This is a genomic window from Salinicola lusitanus, from assembly GCF_003206045.1.
GTDB lineage: Bacteria > Pseudomonadota > Gammaproteobacteria > Pseudomonadales > Halomonadaceae > Salinicola > Salinicola lusitanus.
The window spans coordinates 613,988-630,598 of record NZ_PZJM01000003.1 but is presented as its reverse complement, the minus strand read 5'-3'; the positions used below and the strand labels follow the sequence as shown (position 1 = coordinate 630,598).

General features: G+C 63.5%; 14 protein-coding genes. 4 read left to right on the top strand and 10 right to left on the bottom strand.

Going from position 1 to position 16,611, the window contains the following annotated elements; genetic code table 11:
• Positions 1-52 precede the first annotated feature (52 nt).
• Positions 53-1,459 carry a PQQ-dependent sugar dehydrogenase gene (locus tag DOM45_RS06660; RefSeq protein ID WP_240612303.1) on the bottom strand — a complete coding sequence of 469 codons (1,407 nt, stop codon included), beginning with the start codon at positions 1,457-1,459 and terminating at the stop codon, positions 53-55.
• A 23-nt stretch (positions 1,460-1,482) separates the two neighbouring features.
• Positions 1,483-1,911: a DUF2231 domain-containing protein gene (locus DOM45_RS06655; RefSeq protein ID WP_110598745.1), complete on the bottom strand. Its 429-nt coding sequence runs from the start codon at positions 1,909-1,911 to the stop codon at positions 1,483-1,485.
• Between the two features lie 315 nt (positions 1,912-2,226).
• On the opposite strand from DOM45_RS06655, the gene DOM45_RS06645 reads away from it, so the two are divergent.
• Positions 2,227-2,613 (top strand): ester cyclase, encoded by a 387-nt coding sequence (locus DOM45_RS06645; RefSeq protein WP_110598743.1) that lies wholly within the window; start codon positions 2,227-2,229, stop codon positions 2,611-2,613.
• Between the two features lie 134 nt (positions 2,614-2,747).
• Positions 2,748-4,451 carry a mechanosensitive ion channel family protein gene (locus tag DOM45_RS06640; protein WP_110598741.1) on the top strand — a complete coding sequence of 568 codons (1,704 nt, stop codon included), beginning with the start codon at positions 2,748-2,750 and terminating at the stop codon, positions 4,449-4,451.
• A 49-nt stretch (positions 4,452-4,500) separates the two neighbouring features.
• Here DOM45_RS06640 and DOM45_RS06635 read toward each other — a convergent pair whose 3' ends face one another.
• Positions 4,501-4,875, bottom strand: coding sequence for a hypothetical protein (locus DOM45_RS06635; RefSeq protein WP_157958179.1), 375 nt, complete (start codon positions 4,873-4,875; stop codon positions 4,501-4,503).
• Positions 4,876-5,610: 735 nt separating this feature from the next.
• Positions 5,611-9,603 (bottom strand): MgtC/SapB family protein, encoded by a 3,993-nt coding sequence (locus tag DOM45_RS06625; RefSeq protein WP_110598736.1) that lies wholly within the window; start codon positions 9,601-9,603, stop codon positions 5,611-5,613.
• 417 nt (positions 9,604-10,020) lie between these two features.
• Here DOM45_RS06625 and tmpT (DOM45_RS06620) point away from each other — a divergent pair, with 417 nt between their 5' ends.
• Positions 10,021-10,680: a thiopurine S-methyltransferase gene (gene tmpT, locus DOM45_RS06620; protein ID WP_110599017.1), complete on the top strand. Its 660-nt coding sequence runs from the start codon at positions 10,021-10,023 to the stop codon at positions 10,678-10,680.
• Between the two features lie 153 nt (positions 10,681-10,833).
• On the opposite strand, the gene DOM45_RS06615 is transcribed toward tmpT (DOM45_RS06620), so the two are convergent.
• The 5 genes from DOM45_RS06615 to DOM45_RS06595 form a co-directional block, all read right to left on the bottom strand.
• Positions 10,834-11,628, bottom strand: a complete 795-nt coding sequence (locus DOM45_RS06615; protein WP_110598734.1) for an IclR family transcriptional regulator — start codon at positions 11,626-11,628, stop codon at positions 10,834-10,836.
• Positions 11,629-11,639: 11 nt separating this feature from the next.
• Positions 11,640-12,929 (bottom strand): NAD(P)/FAD-dependent oxidoreductase, encoded by a 1,290-nt coding sequence (locus DOM45_RS06610; protein ID WP_110598732.1) that lies wholly within the window; start codon positions 12,927-12,929, stop codon positions 11,640-11,642.
• A 15-nt stretch (positions 12,930-12,944) separates the two neighbouring features.
• Positions 12,945-13,673: an amino acid ABC transporter ATP-binding protein gene (locus tag DOM45_RS06605; protein WP_110598730.1), complete on the bottom strand. Its 729-nt coding sequence runs from the start codon at positions 13,671-13,673 to the stop codon at positions 12,945-12,947.
• Entirely contained in the window at positions 13,670-14,335 is a 666-nt protein-coding gene (locus tag DOM45_RS06600) for an amino acid ABC transporter permease (protein WP_110598728.1), read from the bottom strand. Before DOM45_RS06600 ends, DOM45_RS06605 begins: the two co-directional genes overlap by 4 nt.
• Before the next feature lie 113 nt (positions 14,336-14,448).
• Positions 14,449-15,252, bottom strand: a complete 804-nt coding sequence (locus DOM45_RS06595; RefSeq protein WP_205909406.1) for an ABC transporter substrate-binding protein — start codon at positions 15,250-15,252, stop codon at positions 14,449-14,451.
• Positions 15,253-15,620: 368 nt separating this feature from the next.
• On the opposite strand from DOM45_RS06595, the gene tmpT (DOM45_RS06590) reads away from it, so the two are divergent.
• Positions 15,621-16,274: a thiopurine S-methyltransferase gene (gene tmpT, locus DOM45_RS06590; protein ID WP_110598724.1), complete on the top strand. Its 654-nt coding sequence runs from the start codon at positions 15,621-15,623 to the stop codon at positions 16,272-16,274.
• On the opposite strand, the gene DOM45_RS06585 is transcribed toward tmpT (DOM45_RS06590), so the two are convergent.
• Positions 16,271-16,576, bottom strand: coding sequence for a hypothetical protein (locus DOM45_RS06585; RefSeq protein ID WP_110598722.1), 306 nt, complete (start codon positions 16,574-16,576; stop codon positions 16,271-16,273). The genes tmpT (DOM45_RS06590) and DOM45_RS06585 overlap by 4 nt on opposite strands.
• Between the last annotated feature and the right edge of the window lie 35 nt (positions 16,577-16,611).

Genomic DNA, 16,611 nt, shown 5'->3' with positions numbered 1-16,611 from the left:
CGATGCCCCGCTGGCGTGCGCCAGCAGGGCATCGTCGATCCTGCCTTCGTGATCAGGTCGAGCTGGCGGTCTCGCCCGCGGCGGCCGGATCGTCGCTGGCGGCGTCGGCTTCTCCGCCAGTCATCGTGGAATCGTCCGCGGACACGGTAGCGCCTTCGGCGCCATTGGCGGGTTGACCCGCATCATCCCGGGTGACGCGCCACACCGCGTTGGTCAGGTCGTCGGCGATGATCACCGAGCCATCCGGCGCAACGGTCACACCGACCGGGCGCCCCCGTGTCCTGCCGTCATCGGTGAGAAAGCCGGAGACGAAATCGATGGGGTCGCCGGCAGGCTCGCCGTTCTGGAACGGAACGAAGACGACCTTGTAGCCGACCGGATCGGCACGATTCCAGCTGCCGTGTTCGCCGACGAAGGCGCCATCAGTGAACTCACCCCCCACGGCATCATTGGAGAAGGCGACACCCAGGGGCGCACGATGTGAGCCGAGGCTGTAGTCGGGGGCGATCGCCGACTCGACCAACTCCGGGTTTTCCGGCTTCACTCGCGGGTCGACGTGCTGTCCCCAGTAGCTGTACGGCCAGCCGTAGAAGCCGCCATCCTGGATGGAGGTGAGGTAGTCCGGCACCAGATGCGGGCCGAGCTCGTCACGCTCATTGGCGACGGCCCAGAGTCGATCCGTCCCAGGCTGGATGGTCAGTGCGGTGGGGTTGCGCACGCCGGTGGCATAGGCGCGATGCGCGCCGGTCTCCGGGTCGATCGCCCAGATTTCCGCACGATCGACTTCCGCTTCCATGCCGCGCTCGGTGATATTGCTGTTCGAGCCGATACCGACGTATAGCGTCTGGCCGTCGGCACTTGCCGTCAGCGCTTTGGTCCAGTGGTGATTGATCTCGGCGGGCAGCGGGGTCACGAGCTCGGGCGCGCCGCTGGCCTGGGTCTGGCCTTGCTGGTAGTCGAATCGAACCAGTGCCCCCTGGTTGGCGACATAGAGGTCGTTGCCGACCAGGGCGAGGCCGTAGGGCGCGTCGAGATTCTCGGCGAATACCGTCTGTTCTTCGTAGGTGCCGTCTCCATCGCTGTCACGCAGTAGCGTCAAGCGGTTGCCACCCTTGACCGAGGTCTTGCCCTTGGCCTTGATCACACCGGCGATGAAGTCCTTCGGCTTGAGTTTCGGGGCGTGGCCGCCACTGCCCTCGGCAACCAGGATATCGCCGTTCGGCAGCACCAGTGTCTGACGCGGAATCTTGAGATCGGTCGCGATGGCCTGAATGCTGTAGCCATCCGGCACCGTGGGTAGCTTGTCATCCCAGGGCGCCTGCTCGGGGACGCTCATGTTGGGCAGCAGCCCGCGCTGGGGATCGGGCAGCTCCGGGTTGGCGCCATACTGCTGATCGTCGTCGACGGCGTGGGCGCCGCCAGCCAGCAGCAGGATCGACAAGGGGGCGACATAACGCATGCGGGTTGATCTGCTGGCGTGTCTCATGAGCGACCTCCGCTCTTGCGGCTGGTGAATCCAATCCAGATGGCGGCGAACGCGAGCACTGCGACGACCACCGACAGGGTCAGACCCGTTGGCATCATTGCCCAGGCGTCCCGGGAGTGAACCAGGGCATTGACGAAGCCGAGGACCCAGGTCACCAACAGCAGCACGAAGTAGAGTATGGAGAGGCCGCGGCTGCCGGCGGGACGAAAGATTCCGATCAGCGCGCAGATCAGCGCAAAGCCGCAGAACACCAGGCCACCGGCGATCAGCCAGGAGGAGAAGGTGGCCCACTGGATGTTGAAGCTCGTGAAATACGCGTAGTCGCTCAGCGCGGCACCCAGGAAGAGCGGGAAGCCGCCGGCAAGCAGCATTCCGTGTAGTGGATTCGGCCCGGTGCGGACCGGTCGTTCGGCAGTGGCAATCATGGCAAGCTCCTTTTGCTGGTCAAACGAAGACACGTCACCGGGGTGGCAAGGGCCTTGTCGGGGGGAGACATCCCGTCCATTGGGGAAAGTGTAGTTGACTCGTCGAGCCCTCAACACGCCGATCACGCTTCCGCTCCCGCCGAAAGCGTCGGCGGGAGCGGCGCTGCGTCGGTCTGATCGGCGCCGGTGAAGCCGTGTCAGCCGCGATGGTGCGCGGCAATTGTGGTGAGGCCGAAGCCGCAGAGACTTTCGCATCGCTGATTCCGGGGCGGGTTGCGAAAGCCCTTTTCATATCGATCAGACGAGGAGGCGTGAATGGATCTGAAGCCGCGCTATGAAGCCTATATTGCGTGTCTGAACGCACGAGACCTGGACGGACTCGATGAGTTCGTCAGTGATACCGTGATCCACAATGATTCGGAGCTTGGCCTGAGGGGGTATCGCGAGATGCTCGCCGGCGACTACCGCGACATACCCGACCTGCGCTTCTTCGTCGAACGGCTGGTATGCGACGCCGCGACCGTCGCCAGCAGGCTATGTTTCGATTGTCATCCCAAGGCCGAGTTCATGGGGCTACCCGTCGACGGTCGGCGGGTCGTGTTTCACGAGAACGTCTTCTATCGGTTCGCCGAGGGGAAGATCCAGCAGGTGTGGTCGGTCATCGACAAGACCGGGATCGAACGGCAGCTGTTCGACTTGTAGCGTGCTTTCGCCAGTGCCGGAGCCACGGTGGATCCTAAAGGCAATCCCGCACGCGGGATTGCTTCACGTGATGGACGCGGATCACGGAAGGCGGGATGATCCGGCGAACGATTCAGGAAGGCGGTGATTCAAGGATGAAACGAACGGGCTCATGGCAGCGGTGGTTGGTGGCGGCATCGATATGGCTGGTATCCAGCCTGTGCCTGGCGCAGACCCAGGACGCAGACAGCGTGCAGGACTGGTACGCCATCGATTCGCTGAATAGCGGCCTGGGGAAGGCACCGGGTTCCGTCAAGCTCAGAACCCCCCGGGAGGCGATGCGGACCTTCCGCGATCTGACCGACCAGGGCGATTTCGAGGCGGCGGCCCACATCCTCAACCTTGCCGATCTTTCCCCGGCGGAACAGCGTGAGCGGGGCGCCGAGCTGGCCCGAGAGCTCGCCGCCATCTTCCAGCGTGGCAAGTCGATCCGCATTTCGAATCTCTCCGGACGCCAGGATGCCGCGATCGAGGATCCGACCGGCGAGAGCCCTCATGCCGGCGAACCACGGCGCGATATCGAACTGGCCACGCTCGAGGCCGACGGCGACACCTACGACATCCGGCTGGGGCGCTATCAACTGGATAGCGAGGAGCCGGTCTGGTTGATCATGCCGGAGAGCGTGGCGGCGATTCCCGCGCTCTATCACGAGTACGGCCCGGCGGCGTTCGAGCGCCACATTCCCGAGAGCCTCAAGAACTCCTTCGGGCCGCTCAGGCTCTGGGAGTGGATCGCGATCCCGCTGGTGCTGCTGGCGGTCGCGCTGGTCGGCAAGGCGGTCTACCGGTTGGTCGAGATGATGACGCGCTGGTTGCCCTCCGGCTCGCCGAGCATCTTTGCCAAGCAGATTCGCGGCCCGGTGGCGCTCATCGTGATGTCGCTGCTGACCCAGGCGTTGCTCGATTACGTCGTCTCCTTCTCGGCGATCGCGACGACCACCCTGCGCGTGGTGCTGATCGCCATTCTGGCCTGGGGGATCGGGGCCGTCGGGCTGCGGCTCGTCGATACCATGATGCTGAAGATGACGCGTCGCCTCGCGGGCCAGATCGACGATTCCAAGCCCCGGGATGACCGCAAGTTGCTGACGACGCTCTATGCGGTGCGACGCATCATCATTCTCATTCTGGTGACGGCGGTGACGATCTATGTCCTGGGGCAGGTTCAGCTCTTCGAAACCCTGGGGCTGTCGATTCTGGCCTCGGCGAGCGTGCTGGCGGTGCTGGTGGGCGTGGCGGGGCAGGCCGTGCTCGGCAACATCCTGTCATCGTTTCAGCTATCGCTGGCCAAGCCGATACGGGTCGGCGACCTGGTGATGTTCGAGGGGCAGTGGGCCTATGTCGAGGGGATCTTCTATACCCATATCAGGCTGCGGCTATGGAACGAGCGCCGTCTGATCGTGCCGGTTACCTATTTCGCGTCGAAGGCGTTCGAGAACCTCTCCTCCAAGAGTACCAAGGAGTACCGCAGCCTCGTGCTGACGCTGCACCTGAGCGCCGATATCGCGATCCTGCGCGACAAGTTCCTCGAGTTCGCCAAGGCCGAGGAGAACGTGATCGAGCATCACAAACTGCTGTGCTGCGTGACCGACCAGACCGGCCCGGCGCAGACCGTGACCTGCTACCTGATGACGATCGACCCGCTCTCCGGATGGGCCGCCGAGGTGAGCGTCCGGGAAAAACTGCTGGCGTTCATCCGCGACGAGCATCCCGAGTGGTGGCCCAGGGACGTGGTCGTGATCAGCCATCGCGACATCGCCCGAGGACACGCTTCGGGCGATGCCGACGAGCTGGTTCAATGACGCGACCGGATTCGTCATCGCGGTGCCCGGCCACACTTCGTGGCCGAGATTATCGGCAAGCTTCGTCGCCGTCGCTCCACAGCCAGTAGCCGGCGCCCAACAGTGCGCCGACGATCAGGCCGGGGCCCGTTGCGGCCCCCGCCAGTATGGCCAGGTTCCAGCCGCCAGCGCCCATGGCGGCCGTCTCCACGCCGTAATGCGCACAATCCTCGTTCAGGCCGGCATACTCATGCAGTGAGTACTTGATGCCTTGTTTCACCCCGATGACCGCCAGCGCCGAGAGGTAGGGGTCGCCGATGGGTGACAACAGCGGGTTGGCCTCTTCGTACCCGTGATCCAGGGCGTAGGCGGTGGTGGCGGCGTCCAGAGCCGAGCCGAGGCCCGGGCCCCGGGTGTTCGCGCAGCCGGTGAGTGTGGCGGCCATGAGTGCGATTCCCATGAAGCCTATCGAGCGAATCAGTGTCGAGCGTTTGATGGTGAAATCCTCTGGTATCGCCGCGTGGCGGCATGACGGTAACGGTGGAACCATCTTCCTGGTCGATGCAGATGGACACTTCCGGTCCCATCGGAGATACCTTGACGATTCCCGATCCAGCCCCCTGGCAAGATCTGGTGAACCCTATCGGCCCGACAGAGAACAAGCTTTAATTAGGATTTTGCTTTTTTAGCGACAGCGCTATAGATGGTTGGCATGACGTGGTTTTTCCTGCAGCCGTCTTTGCAACGGGCAGCGAGGGGCACAGGCCGCGGTGCTCATTTGGCCTGCCGTCATTGGCGGGAGCGGTTCCGGTGCTTACAACGTCAGCCTGACGTTCGGCGTCGGTTGGTGCGGACTGCTGTCGCTCGCGCCGAAGGCATCGTCCGGAATTCGTGACGCGGGCGGGATTCTCGACGTGCTCGATATCGCGCGAAAGAGCGCGCCGGTCTCGGCGACCAGAGGGCGTTGGCTGCGAGTCGAAGGTTGAGGCGTCCGGCTTGAAACCGAAGAGGGCCGCGAGCCACCTCGCCGGAGGCGGCTCACGGGGTTTGGGCTTGTCGCTCTCGGGTCTGGAATATCTTCGAGCGGTAACGCGATCGATGGACGCGACGAGATTGCCGTCGAGACGGTCGGGACTCTCGAGTAAAAGGGGCGTGGTCCGCCCCAAGGGAAGGTTTCCCCTTATCCGATGTTCAGAAACGCCTTCAAGTCATCCAGGTCGTTGTAGTCGTCGCTGCCGCCCTGTAGTTCATCGATCCTGGCCGCAAGTCGCTTGTCCAGAACGCCATCCGGGTGGGTGATATCGTGAAGTTCGGTCAGATAGTCCACGAAATCGTCGAACTCATCCTCGATCTTGCTATTGGCGTTGGGCGTCAGGACGTACCACTCTCCCGAGCGTTTGAAATAGATCTCGCCGTCCGGTCTCAGCCTGATGGAGGCAATGTCGACGGTATCGATGTCCTTCTTGAATTCACTGAAATGGCCCGGACTTCCCTTGTCACCGAATATCTTGACCGTTCCCGGGTTCTCGTCCCAGGCCGCAGGGGCGTCGGCGTCGAGATACTGTCGGATGGCGTCGGTATCGTTGTATCTATCGGTCTTGCCGAAGACATCGTTCATTTCATCGACGCGATCCTGGTCCAGTTCTCCATCGGGACTAGCGATGTCGTGAAGATCCGTCAGATAACGGATGATCTTCTCCCGCGTGCCCCGATCGGAGTCATCGCCCTCTGAGGTGTTGATGATCTGTTTCACACCGTCCTTGACGAAGATGACGCGTCCATCGTCCTTCAGTTCGATCGAGCCGATGTCGACGCGGTCGATGTCCTCCTTGAAGTCGCCGTAGGTTCCGGGAATGCCGCCGTCACCGAAGACCGGCAGGCCACTGGGATCGGTGCCGAGGTCGAGCTCTTCGCGCAGGTCGTCGAGGTCGTTATAGTCGTCCGAGCCTCCCTGCAGCTCATCTATCTCGTCCGCCAAGTCCTGGTCCAGTTCGCCGTCCGGGTGGACCATGATGTAAAGGTTCTTGAGGTAATCGAAGATATCGTTGGCATCGCTTTTCGACAGACTTCCGCGGTTTTCGGTGTCGAGTTGCCAACGGACGCCATCCTTGATGAAGCTGATCTTGCTGCTGTCGGTCGGATCGAGTTCGATGGAGTCGATCTCGACACGATCGATATCCTCCTGGAAGTCTCCGAACGTACCCGCCTTGTGCTTGCCATCCTTGCCCAGCAGGAAGGGCTGTGAATCGTCGAGCGCCCGTTTCAGGTCGTCGATGTCGTTGTAGCGGTCGGATTCGTCATGGAGCCGGGTAATTCGGTCGATGATTTTCTGATCCCGCTTCCCATCGGGATGCGTGATTTCATGGAGGTCGGTCAGGTAGTCGATGATCTCCTTGCGGTCGCTCTCACCGGCTTTTTCGCCAATCAGCGGATCGATGACCTGCTTGACACCATCCTTGACGAAGATGACGCGACCGTCGTCGGCCAGCTCGATCGAGCCCACGTCGACGCGATCGACGTCTGTCTTGAAGTCACCGGCCGTACCGGGGTCTCCGTCGTCGCCGAAGCGAGGCAGGCCCGAAGGATCCGGTGTGCCCTCGCCGATACCAGCGTCATGATCGTCGTCCCAGTCATCGAACCAGTCGTCGGAAATATTGCCGTGCTCTTCGACGTATTCGGTGAAATCCTCGTACTGCTCCGGCCTGGCTTCCCACATGGGCTTGTCTTCGGGATAGAGGTCGTCGTAACGACTGGAGCCATGGTAGTAGTTGTATTCGTAGCGGGCGTGGAGCACGTAGTTGAGCTTGTCGCCCCAGTCGTCCTCGGTGACGCCGAGCCCGCTCCAGGTCTGGAAGTCGTCCAGGACTTCCGCTTTCTTCTGATCCTGCTTCTGCTTGGCAATCACGCCGGTGACGATGGCGGCGATGGCGCCGAAGCCGACGCCGGCGATCCCCAGCGCGCCCGAGGCCAAGCCCAGCGCCGAGGCGGTGGCCGGCCCCGCGATCATGCTGGCCAGTTGGGTCCCTGCCATGCCGGCGATGCCCACGCCCCCGAGTAGCTGCATCGAGGCGGCGGCGTATTCGCTGGGCAGGGCATCGGGATTGTCACGTAGCTGGTCGATCGACATGGCGCCGAGGGCGATGTCCAGAATACCGCCGGCGCCGTCGGCGATGCCGCCGACCGTCCCCATCACCGAACCCACGATCCTGAGCTTGCTGGGGGTATCCATCTCGCTCGGATCGAGCCCCATGTTACTGAGCCGGTCACCCGCCATGCCCATCACGCTGGCGCGGCTGTCGGCATCCAGATTATCGAGATTGTCGGCCAGGCTCTGGCCATTGTTGCTGCCCGCGCTGGAGATGCGCTCGTTGGGATCGTTCAGCGCCTCTTCCAGGCCAACGTCGGCATCGTCGGGGAGGGGGACGAAGCGGGCACCCTCACCTTCACCGCTGGCGATCTCGTCGAAGAAGCGCTCGACGTCGTCGGCCCAGCCCGGTGCAAGGTCCGGCGTATCCAGTTGCGGCGGGGTTGCGGAGATCGCCTGGCGCTGGCTCTCGAGGGATTCCAGTTCGACGACGTCGGCTTCCGGTACCGAGACACTCTCCGTCGAGTTCGGGAAGTGTTTGACGAACGCTTCCCGAATTTGATCGTTGTTCTCGAGACCCAGCCGTGTCGCCATGCCGGGCTTGTTGAGAGTGTCCTGGAACAGTTCATACGTCTTGGCGCCGGCCAGCGCCATGGCGGGGGAGGTGGCCACGGTGATCAGCAGCAGCCGCGCCGCCGCCAGGCGATCCTCCGTGGTCTCCCCCATGTTCTTGTTCAGGGTGTAGATCGCGGCGGTGGCGGTGAGGATGCCACCCATGCCGGGGAGCACGCCGTTCTTCATGCTGGCCTGCAGCAGCGCCGCCGCTCCGTTTCTGACCTTGGTGGACAGGTCGGGGTTGCTCTTGCCGAGGACCTGGGAGATCCGCGACGAGACATCCTTGATGTCGAACTTGCCATTCTCCTTGAACGACCCGAGAACGGCGTTGGAGGCGATCTTGACCGCCGCCTTGTAGCTTTCCAGCCCGCGCTTGACGTCGTCGGGCAGGTCGCCCTCGCCGTTCTTGAGGTAGTTCTGGACGGTCCGGTCGGAAAAGGTAATGCCGAAGATGGAGGAAAACGTGCCCTGCAACCCCATCTGTACCTGATCGTTGACCGCCGTCTCGAGGGCTTCGTCGGAATAGCTGCCCTCTTCGATCACGCCACTGATCTCGTCGATCAGGCCCTTGTCGAGTGTCTGGCTGCGTACTTCGCTGGCCTTGTCGCTATCCAGATAGTCCAGCGTCTTGATGTCGTTGGCGAAGCGGGTCTTGGCGGCGTCGTCGCCCATGCCCTCGAGCATCTCCAGATACTCGGGACTCATCATGGTCTCGTGGACGCGATGGGTCAGGCCGGACTTGTCCTTGATCTTGTCGACCGCGCCCTGCATCAGGTCGTCGACGCCGGAGACGACGCTCTCGTTCTGGGACACCTCGGCGAGCTTGCTGGCGATCTCCTCCTCGTCGAGCAGACCGTAGGTGCTCGCCTGATCCATGATCACGGAGTTCGGCAGGGTCGGCTCGGTATCGCCCGGCCACGGAAACGCATCCTTCTGGGTCTGGTAGGGCAGGATGCCGTAGCCGTTGACCAGCGCGGACTTGGCCTGAAGCAACTCATAATACTGTCGGCGAGGGTCATCGAGATCCAGGTCGCCCCACTCTTCCTTCATGGTGTCGTTGAACAGCTCGCCGACCGTCTTGTCGTCCTCGGTCGTCTTGGCGTTCATGACATCGGTCGCTTCCGACTCCTCGACCTTGACCTCGATATTGTTATCGGTCTGGCTGATCTCGGTACCTGCCAGCCTGTTTTCCAGCACCGAGTACTTGAAGGGCGATAGATGCTCGGAAACGGCGTAAGTCTTGCCCTCATACTTGAAGGTGATGGTGGTGGCGTCTTCACGGTTTGGTTTCAGGTTGCTGACGGGGGGGAGTCCGTCGTCCTCCTCCACCACATGCCAGCTCTTTTCCCTGGCCTTGGTTCTGAACGACTCGAGACTCGGATTTTCCTTGTCGGACGCATCGCTGTCGCTCGACTTGCGGGAGAGCGACTCTTCGACACTGCGAGGCGTGACGACGACTCCTGAAACGGACATGGCGGGGCTCCTGGTTATTATTCCCGTCGGCTCTCGAGTGGCCGGTTTTTTCGGGTATGGCAGGTGCGAGATCGGCAGAAGCCTGAACCTGCTGAAAGACATTCGTCATGTGAGTGACCCCTAGAGGGTAAGGCCCGAATTCACTCGATAGATCTCCCTTTGGGTTAATTTGAATGCCTATCGCGTTTTTTTATAATTTTTATTGTTTCACGAAGGTTTAAATGGGAAATAGCTTTCAACTTAAGTCGATATTTAAGGCAGGCGAGGTAGCGGCCGTAAACTTGACGCTGATCGTTTGTCGAATAATCAGGTTTGGGCCGAAAGTCCTGGGCCTGCACTTCCTACAAACCTAAGTCGTGCTGTCAGGATGGACGCATATGAGTAAGCTCCCTGCTGGCCCTCATGAAGAGCATCCGCATGGAACACGACTTCTGGCAGACCCGATGGAAAAACGATCAACTCGGTTTCCACCTCTCGTTCGTCCATCCCATTCTCAAGCGCAACCTGTCGCGGTTCGGTCTCGTTGCCGACGCGAGGATCTTTCTGCCGCTATGTGGCAAGACGCTGGATATCGGCTGGCTGCTGGAGGCGGGGTATCGGGTGGTCGGCGCGGAGCTGAGCGAGATTGCGGTCAGCCAGCTTTTCGAATCACTGAAACTGGTCCCGGACATCTCCTCCTGGGAGGGCGGTCAATATTGGCACGCCGGTAGATTGACGATCTTCCAGGGCGATATCTTCCGCCTCGGCGACGACGATCTGGGGCCGGTCGACCTGGTCTACGACCGCGCTGCGCTGGTGGCCTTGCCAGCGTCGATGCGTGCCGCCTATGCCGCTCAGATCCTGGCGTTGACCCACGCCGCGCCGCAGCTGCTGATCACCTTCGAGTACGATCCGACGGAGAAGGCGGGGCCGCCGTTTCCGGTGTGGCCAGAGGAAGTGGCCGATCACTACGCCGGGAGTCATACCATTACCGAACTGTCGCGCAAGGACGTGCTTGACGCCTCGCTCAGCTTCCGCGACGCGGGCGTGTCGCGTTTCGTCGAGGTCGCCTGGCAGCTGCTGCCGAGCTCTCGATGACGCGTGAGACTCTCGGGTAAGCGTAGGTGAAGTGAGGACCCGCCTGTGGGCGGGTCCCCAGTTGTCGATCATCCTCTACCGACTGCCGCCACCGCCTCGTCGATGACCATCTGACCCTGTTCGGCCTCGTCGATGGTGACGGGTGAGCCGGGCTTAGCGTCGGGTGCGCGCCGCCTGGGTGATCGCCCGGGCACACTCCAGCAGCGGTGGCCCGAGGGTGTCGATGGCGTTCTCCAGCTGCCAGCGGCTGGCAGGGGCGGTGACGTGGACCGCCGCCACCGGACGGCCCGAGGCGTTGATCACGGGCGCGGCGATATTGATGTCGCCGCGGAAGTACTCGGCGTTGTTCCAGGCCAGACCGCGCTGGCGGCACTGCTGCACGATCTCCATCAGTGCCTCGATCTCGGTCACGGTGTTGGCGGTATGGGCGATGCGCTCGCTGCGTTCGAGATGATCGCGCAGGGTGGCGTCATCGAGCGCCGAGAGATAGGCGCGCCCGGAGGCGGTGCAGAACATCGGCACACGGCTGCCGATCGGCATATGGATCGGTATGTAGTGGCGGCTGGTAAAGCGCGCCACATAGACCATATCGAGCCCGCAGGGCTCGGTCAGCGAGACCGTTTCCAGGCAGCGATTGCTGAGATCCGACAGATACGGATTGGCGCAATCGATCAGCAGATTGGCCTCGAGATAGTGCGCGCCCACGTCGAGCACCCCGATGCCGATCCGGTACTTGCGGCTCTGCGCCACGCGCACCAGATAGCCGAGCTGCTCCAGGGTATGGGTGATCCGCTGCACCGAGCCCATGCTCATGTCGGTGAGCCGAGCGATCTCCGACAGGCTGAGTTCGCTGTGGTGGGCATCGAACAGCCCCAGCACCACGAACGCCTTCTCGATGGACTGGTTGAACAGCGCCGAGCGGGCACCGGCGCTTGTTGAGTCGGCCATCGGGTCTCCTGTCATCGCTCCAGCCAATCCTGGGTTCGATAGTACTGGATCACCGCCGCGACGTAGAGCCGCTGAAGGCCGTGCAGCGGGATCGGCGCGATGGAGGTGACCGGTAACGGCAGGGCGTCGGCGAGCGCCCGGGTACCGAGATGGCGGCCGATCAGGCTGCCCAGATGGGTGCCCATCCCCACGCCACGGCCGTTGTAGCCCAGTGCCACGTGCAAGCCGGGGGCGGGTTCGTGCACGTGCGGCATGGAATCCTGGGTCAACGCCACCCGCCCGCCCCAGGCATAGTCGATCTCGACGCCCTTCAGCGCCGGATAGAGCCTGGTCATGCCGCTGATCAGGTGACGGAAATCGGTGGGGTCACGGGGATCATGAAAGGGTCCACGCCCGCCGAACAGCAGTCGACCGGCGGCGTCGCGGCGAAAGTAGAACAGTAGCTTGCGCGCGTCCGAGGCGACCTCTCCCCGGGGCAGAATGGCGCCGCCTTCTGCCGGGCTCAGCGGCCGGGTCGCGATCTGAAAACTGTTGGCGGCGATCAGGCTGCGTGCCAGGCCCGGCTGCAAGGCGTCGGTATAGCCGTTGGTGCACAGCAGGACTCTCTCGGCCACCACCTCTCCATGGGCGGTGGTCGCCCGCCAGCCCTCGGCCTGACGGGTCAGCCCGGTCACCGCCGAGCCCTCGTGGAGCTGTGCTCCCGCGGCGCTCGCCGCCCGGGCTAGGCCGCGCACGAAGGCCAGCGGATTGAGGCTTCCCGCGCGCGGGTCGCGCCAGCCGGCCAGATAGGCCGCGGTGCCGAGGCGCTCGGCGCAGGCCTCCCGCGCCAGCCACTCGACCTCGACGCCACGCGCGGCCCACTGTGCGGCGCGGCTCTCGATCCGCTGGATGCCGGCTTGGGTGGCCGCGGGCTGCAGCCAGCCCTGACGCTGGCTGTCACACTCGATGGCGTGGCGCTGGATGAGCGCGAAGACCACGTCGGCATTGCGGCTGCTGGTATCGATCAGGCGTTCGCCGCGCTCCTGGCCATAGCGTTCGATCAGTTGGTCGGGGTCGTACTTGAGCCCCGGGATGACCTGGCCGCCGTTGCGTCCTGAGGCGCCCCAGCCGATCGTGCTGGCCTCCAGCAGGCGGGTCGAGATGCCGCGTTCGGCCAGCGCCAGCGCCGCGGCGACCCCGGTGAAGCCGCCGCCGACAATCAACACGTCGCTGCGGCAGGTACCTTCGAGTGCGGGTAGCGGCGCCGTCGGCGGCTGACTCTCGGCCCAGAGCGAGCGCAGCATCGGCTGTGAAGTGGGCATCGATGCTTCTCCTGTTCAGTGGTCGAGCACGCGGCGCAGGAAATCCTGCGTGCGCGCGTTCTGTGGCTCGCTGAGCACGCGTGACGCCGGCCCCTCCTCGACGATCTGGCCGCCGTAAAGGAAGCAGACCCGATCGGCTACCTCCTTGGCGAAACTCATCTCGTGGGTGACCACGACCATGGTCATGCCCTCCGCCGCCAGGCCGCGCATCACCGTCAGCACATCGCCCACCAGCTCCGGGTCGAGCGCGGAGGTGGGCTCGTCGAACAGGATCGCCTCCGGACGCATCGCCAGCGCCCGGGCGATCGCCACCCGCTGCTGCTGGCCGCCGGAGAGCTGGGTCGGGTAGGCCGCCTGTTTCTCGGCCAGGCCGACCTTTTCGAGCAGCGACTGAGCGTGCTGGCGCGCTTCGGCCCGGGGCTCGCCCTTGACGAAGATGGGGCCCTCCATCACGTTCTCGAGCACCGTGCGGTGGGGAAAGAGATTGAAGCGCTGAAACACCATGCCGACCCGGGTGCGCAGCGCGTGGATATCGCTGCGCCTGACATCCACCGTCTGCCCGTGGATGGTGATCGCGCCGCTGTCGTAACTTTCCAGACCGTTGATGCAGCGCAGCACGGTGGACTTGCCCGAGCCGGAAGGGCCGATGAGACAGACCACTTCGCCGGCGGCGACCTCGAGGCTGACGCCCTTGAGCACCTGGGTCGCACCGAAGGCCTTGTGGATATGGTCGATGGCGATCATTGGTTGGCCCCCTGGCGCGACTTGCTGAAGAAACGCTCCAGGCGATTGACGCCGAAGATCAGCGGCAGGCTGAGCGCCAGGTACATCAGCGCCACCATGGTGTAGACGGTGGTGTTCTGGAACGTCGAGGCGGCGATCAACTGCCCGGCCCGGGTCATCTCCGCCACCGTGATGGTCGAGGCGAGCGAAGAGTCCTTGAGGATCATGACCGCGGTGTTGCCGTAGGGGGGCAGGGCGATGCGTACCGCCTGGGGCAGGACCACACGGCGCATGATCAGGGCGCTCTTCATGCCGATGGACTTAGCCGCCTCGATCTGGCCCGAGTCGATCGCCTCGATGCCGGCGCGGAAGTTCTCTGCCTGGTAGGCGCTATAGGCGATCCCCAGGCCGATGATGCTGGCCTGGAAAGCGCTCAGATCGATGCCTAGCTCGGGAATGACGAAGTAGATGTAGAACAGTTGCACGATGATCGGCAGGCCGCGGATCACGTTGATGAAGGTGCTGGCCAGCGCCGATATCGGCGCGAACGGGGAGCGCTTCATCAGCGCCAGCAGCAGGCCCAGAAAGGTACTGAGCAGCAGGGCGCCCAGGGTGATCTGCACCGTGACCACGGCGCCCTTGAGCAGGATCGGGAAAAACGCGGCGATATCGGCGTACGCCATGGAGGTCTCCTTGGCCGAGGCCGGGCGCGCCGGGCAGTGAAGCCCGGCGTGCGGCGGTCAGCGGGGAAGGGTGGGAGAGCGGCTGAGTGTCGGTGGTGGCACGGTGGGGCGTACTACAGCCCCCACTCGGCGAAGATGGCGTCGAGCTTGCCGCTTGCCTTGAGCTTGGCCAGGGAGGCGTTGACGCGCTCGAGCAGCGCGGTGTTGTCCTTGGCCACGGCCAGCGCGAGCTCGCCCACCATCTGCTGCTGGTAGTCGGGAGACTGCTCGAGATCGGCAAAGCGGCCCTGCTTGAGCTGATAGGCCATCACCGGTGCGTCACCGATGCCCGCCACGATGCGACCCAGGGAGACGTCGCGCATCATGTCGGCGAGGGTGTCGTAGTTGCGAATCTCGGGAAATAGCCCGGTCGCCTGCAGCTGGCGTACATAGGTCGTGCCGACCTGGGCGCCGACCACCTGGCCCTCGAGATCGTCGAGGGTATGAATGTCGCCCTGATGGTCACGCTTGACGATCACGCCCTCACCGTAGGGGTAGACGTCATCGCTGAAGGCGACGACCTTGGCGCGCTCGGGGGTACGCAGCATGGCCGCGGAGATGATGTCGATCTTGCCCGAGGTGAGCGACGGAATCAGCGCGTTGAACGGCGACTCCTTGATCTCGACCTGGGCTCCCATGTCCTGACCCACCGCCTCGATCAGATCGACCATGGCGCCGGTGATCTTGCCGCTGGAGACGTCCAGAAAGGTGAACGGGATACCGCTGGGGGTGGCGCCGGCGATCAGGGTCTCCTGTGCCTGGGCGGCGTTGATGCCCGCCGTGGCGAGACCCAGCGCAGCGGCGGCCATGAGGCAGTGGCGGCGGAGGCGAGAGAGCCAGCGCCAGGGAGTTCGGGTTGTGGGTGAGTAATCGATCATGAGGCTACCTATCTTGTGGGGTTGTTATGTCGACTCAGCGATTCACCTGCCTGTTCGAGCCTATCCAAGCCCTTAGTTATCGGCAAGTGTTAATAGTTATCGCATATCGATAAAATAGCGCTTTTTCCCCAGCGTGACTTGCGTCAGCCCCTGTCCGAATGCCTCTAACAAGTGATCCCCGCTCGAAAAACCGGCCAGTCACGCGATACGTAGGCAGCGCAGACGCTACGTACTGGAAGAAGTGGCGGGTCGTTCGAATACCACCAAGGTCTAACCGCTCTAGCCAGAGCTCGACTGGGTTAAGCTGGCGACAGGCAGCGGCACAGCGACAGCCTGGTGTCGATCACTCAGCAAGTGGGAGAGAACCGGTGGAGCATCGATTCTGGCAGCAGCGCTGGGAGCAGGCGCAGCTCGGCTTTCACCTGAGCTTCGTCCATCCCATTCTCAAGCGGCACTTGTCGCGCTATGCGCTAACCTCAGGGGCGCGGGTGTTCCTGCCGCTGTGCGGCAAGACCTTGGATATCGGCTGGCTGCTGAGTGAGGGGTATGCGGTGGTCGGCGCCGAGTTGAGCGAGCTGGCGGTGGCGCAGCTGTTCGCCGAACTCGGTGTCGAGCCGACGGTGAGCGAGTGGGAGGGCGGCCAGCGCTGGCAGCACGACGCGCTGACCGTGTTCCAGGGCGATATCTTCGCGCTGACACCGGCGACGCTGGGCGCGGTCGATCTGGTCTATGACCGCGCTGCGCTGGTGGCGCTACCGCCGACCATGCGCGACGCCTACGCTCGACAGCTCGTCGAGTTGAGCGGCGCCGCGCCGCAGCTGCTGATCACCTTCGAGTACGATCCGACGGAGAAGGCGGGGCCGCCGTTTCCGGTGTGGCCAGAGGAAGTGGCCGATCACTACGCCGGGAGGCATACCATTACCGAACTGTCGCGCAAGGACGTGCTCGACGCCTCGCTCAGCTTCCGCGATGCGGGCGTGTCGCGTTTCGTCGAAGTCGCCTGGCAACTGCTGCCGCGTTAGCTGTCGTCTCGGCGAGGGCCGGCGGCCGGGGGCGTCGTATCATCGTCGGCCGCCGAGGCGTGCATGCTGCTGCGTAGCGCGTCGTCGCGAACTTCGAGAATATCGAACAGTCCCAGCGCTTCCAGTGCGGGTCTCAAGGTTTCGATACTGTCCGCTGCCCGTTGGCGCTCGGCATCTGTCGTCAGCGGATCGAGCCACACTCTGGCACTCGCCAGGAAGGCACCCACCGTGCCCTTGCGAATGCTGATGCCATCACGTTCGATACGGTCCTGTTCATCGGGGAGAAGGTCTTCTGGTCGCATGCATCGTCTCCGGTCGCGGCGTGGTATTCGCTCAC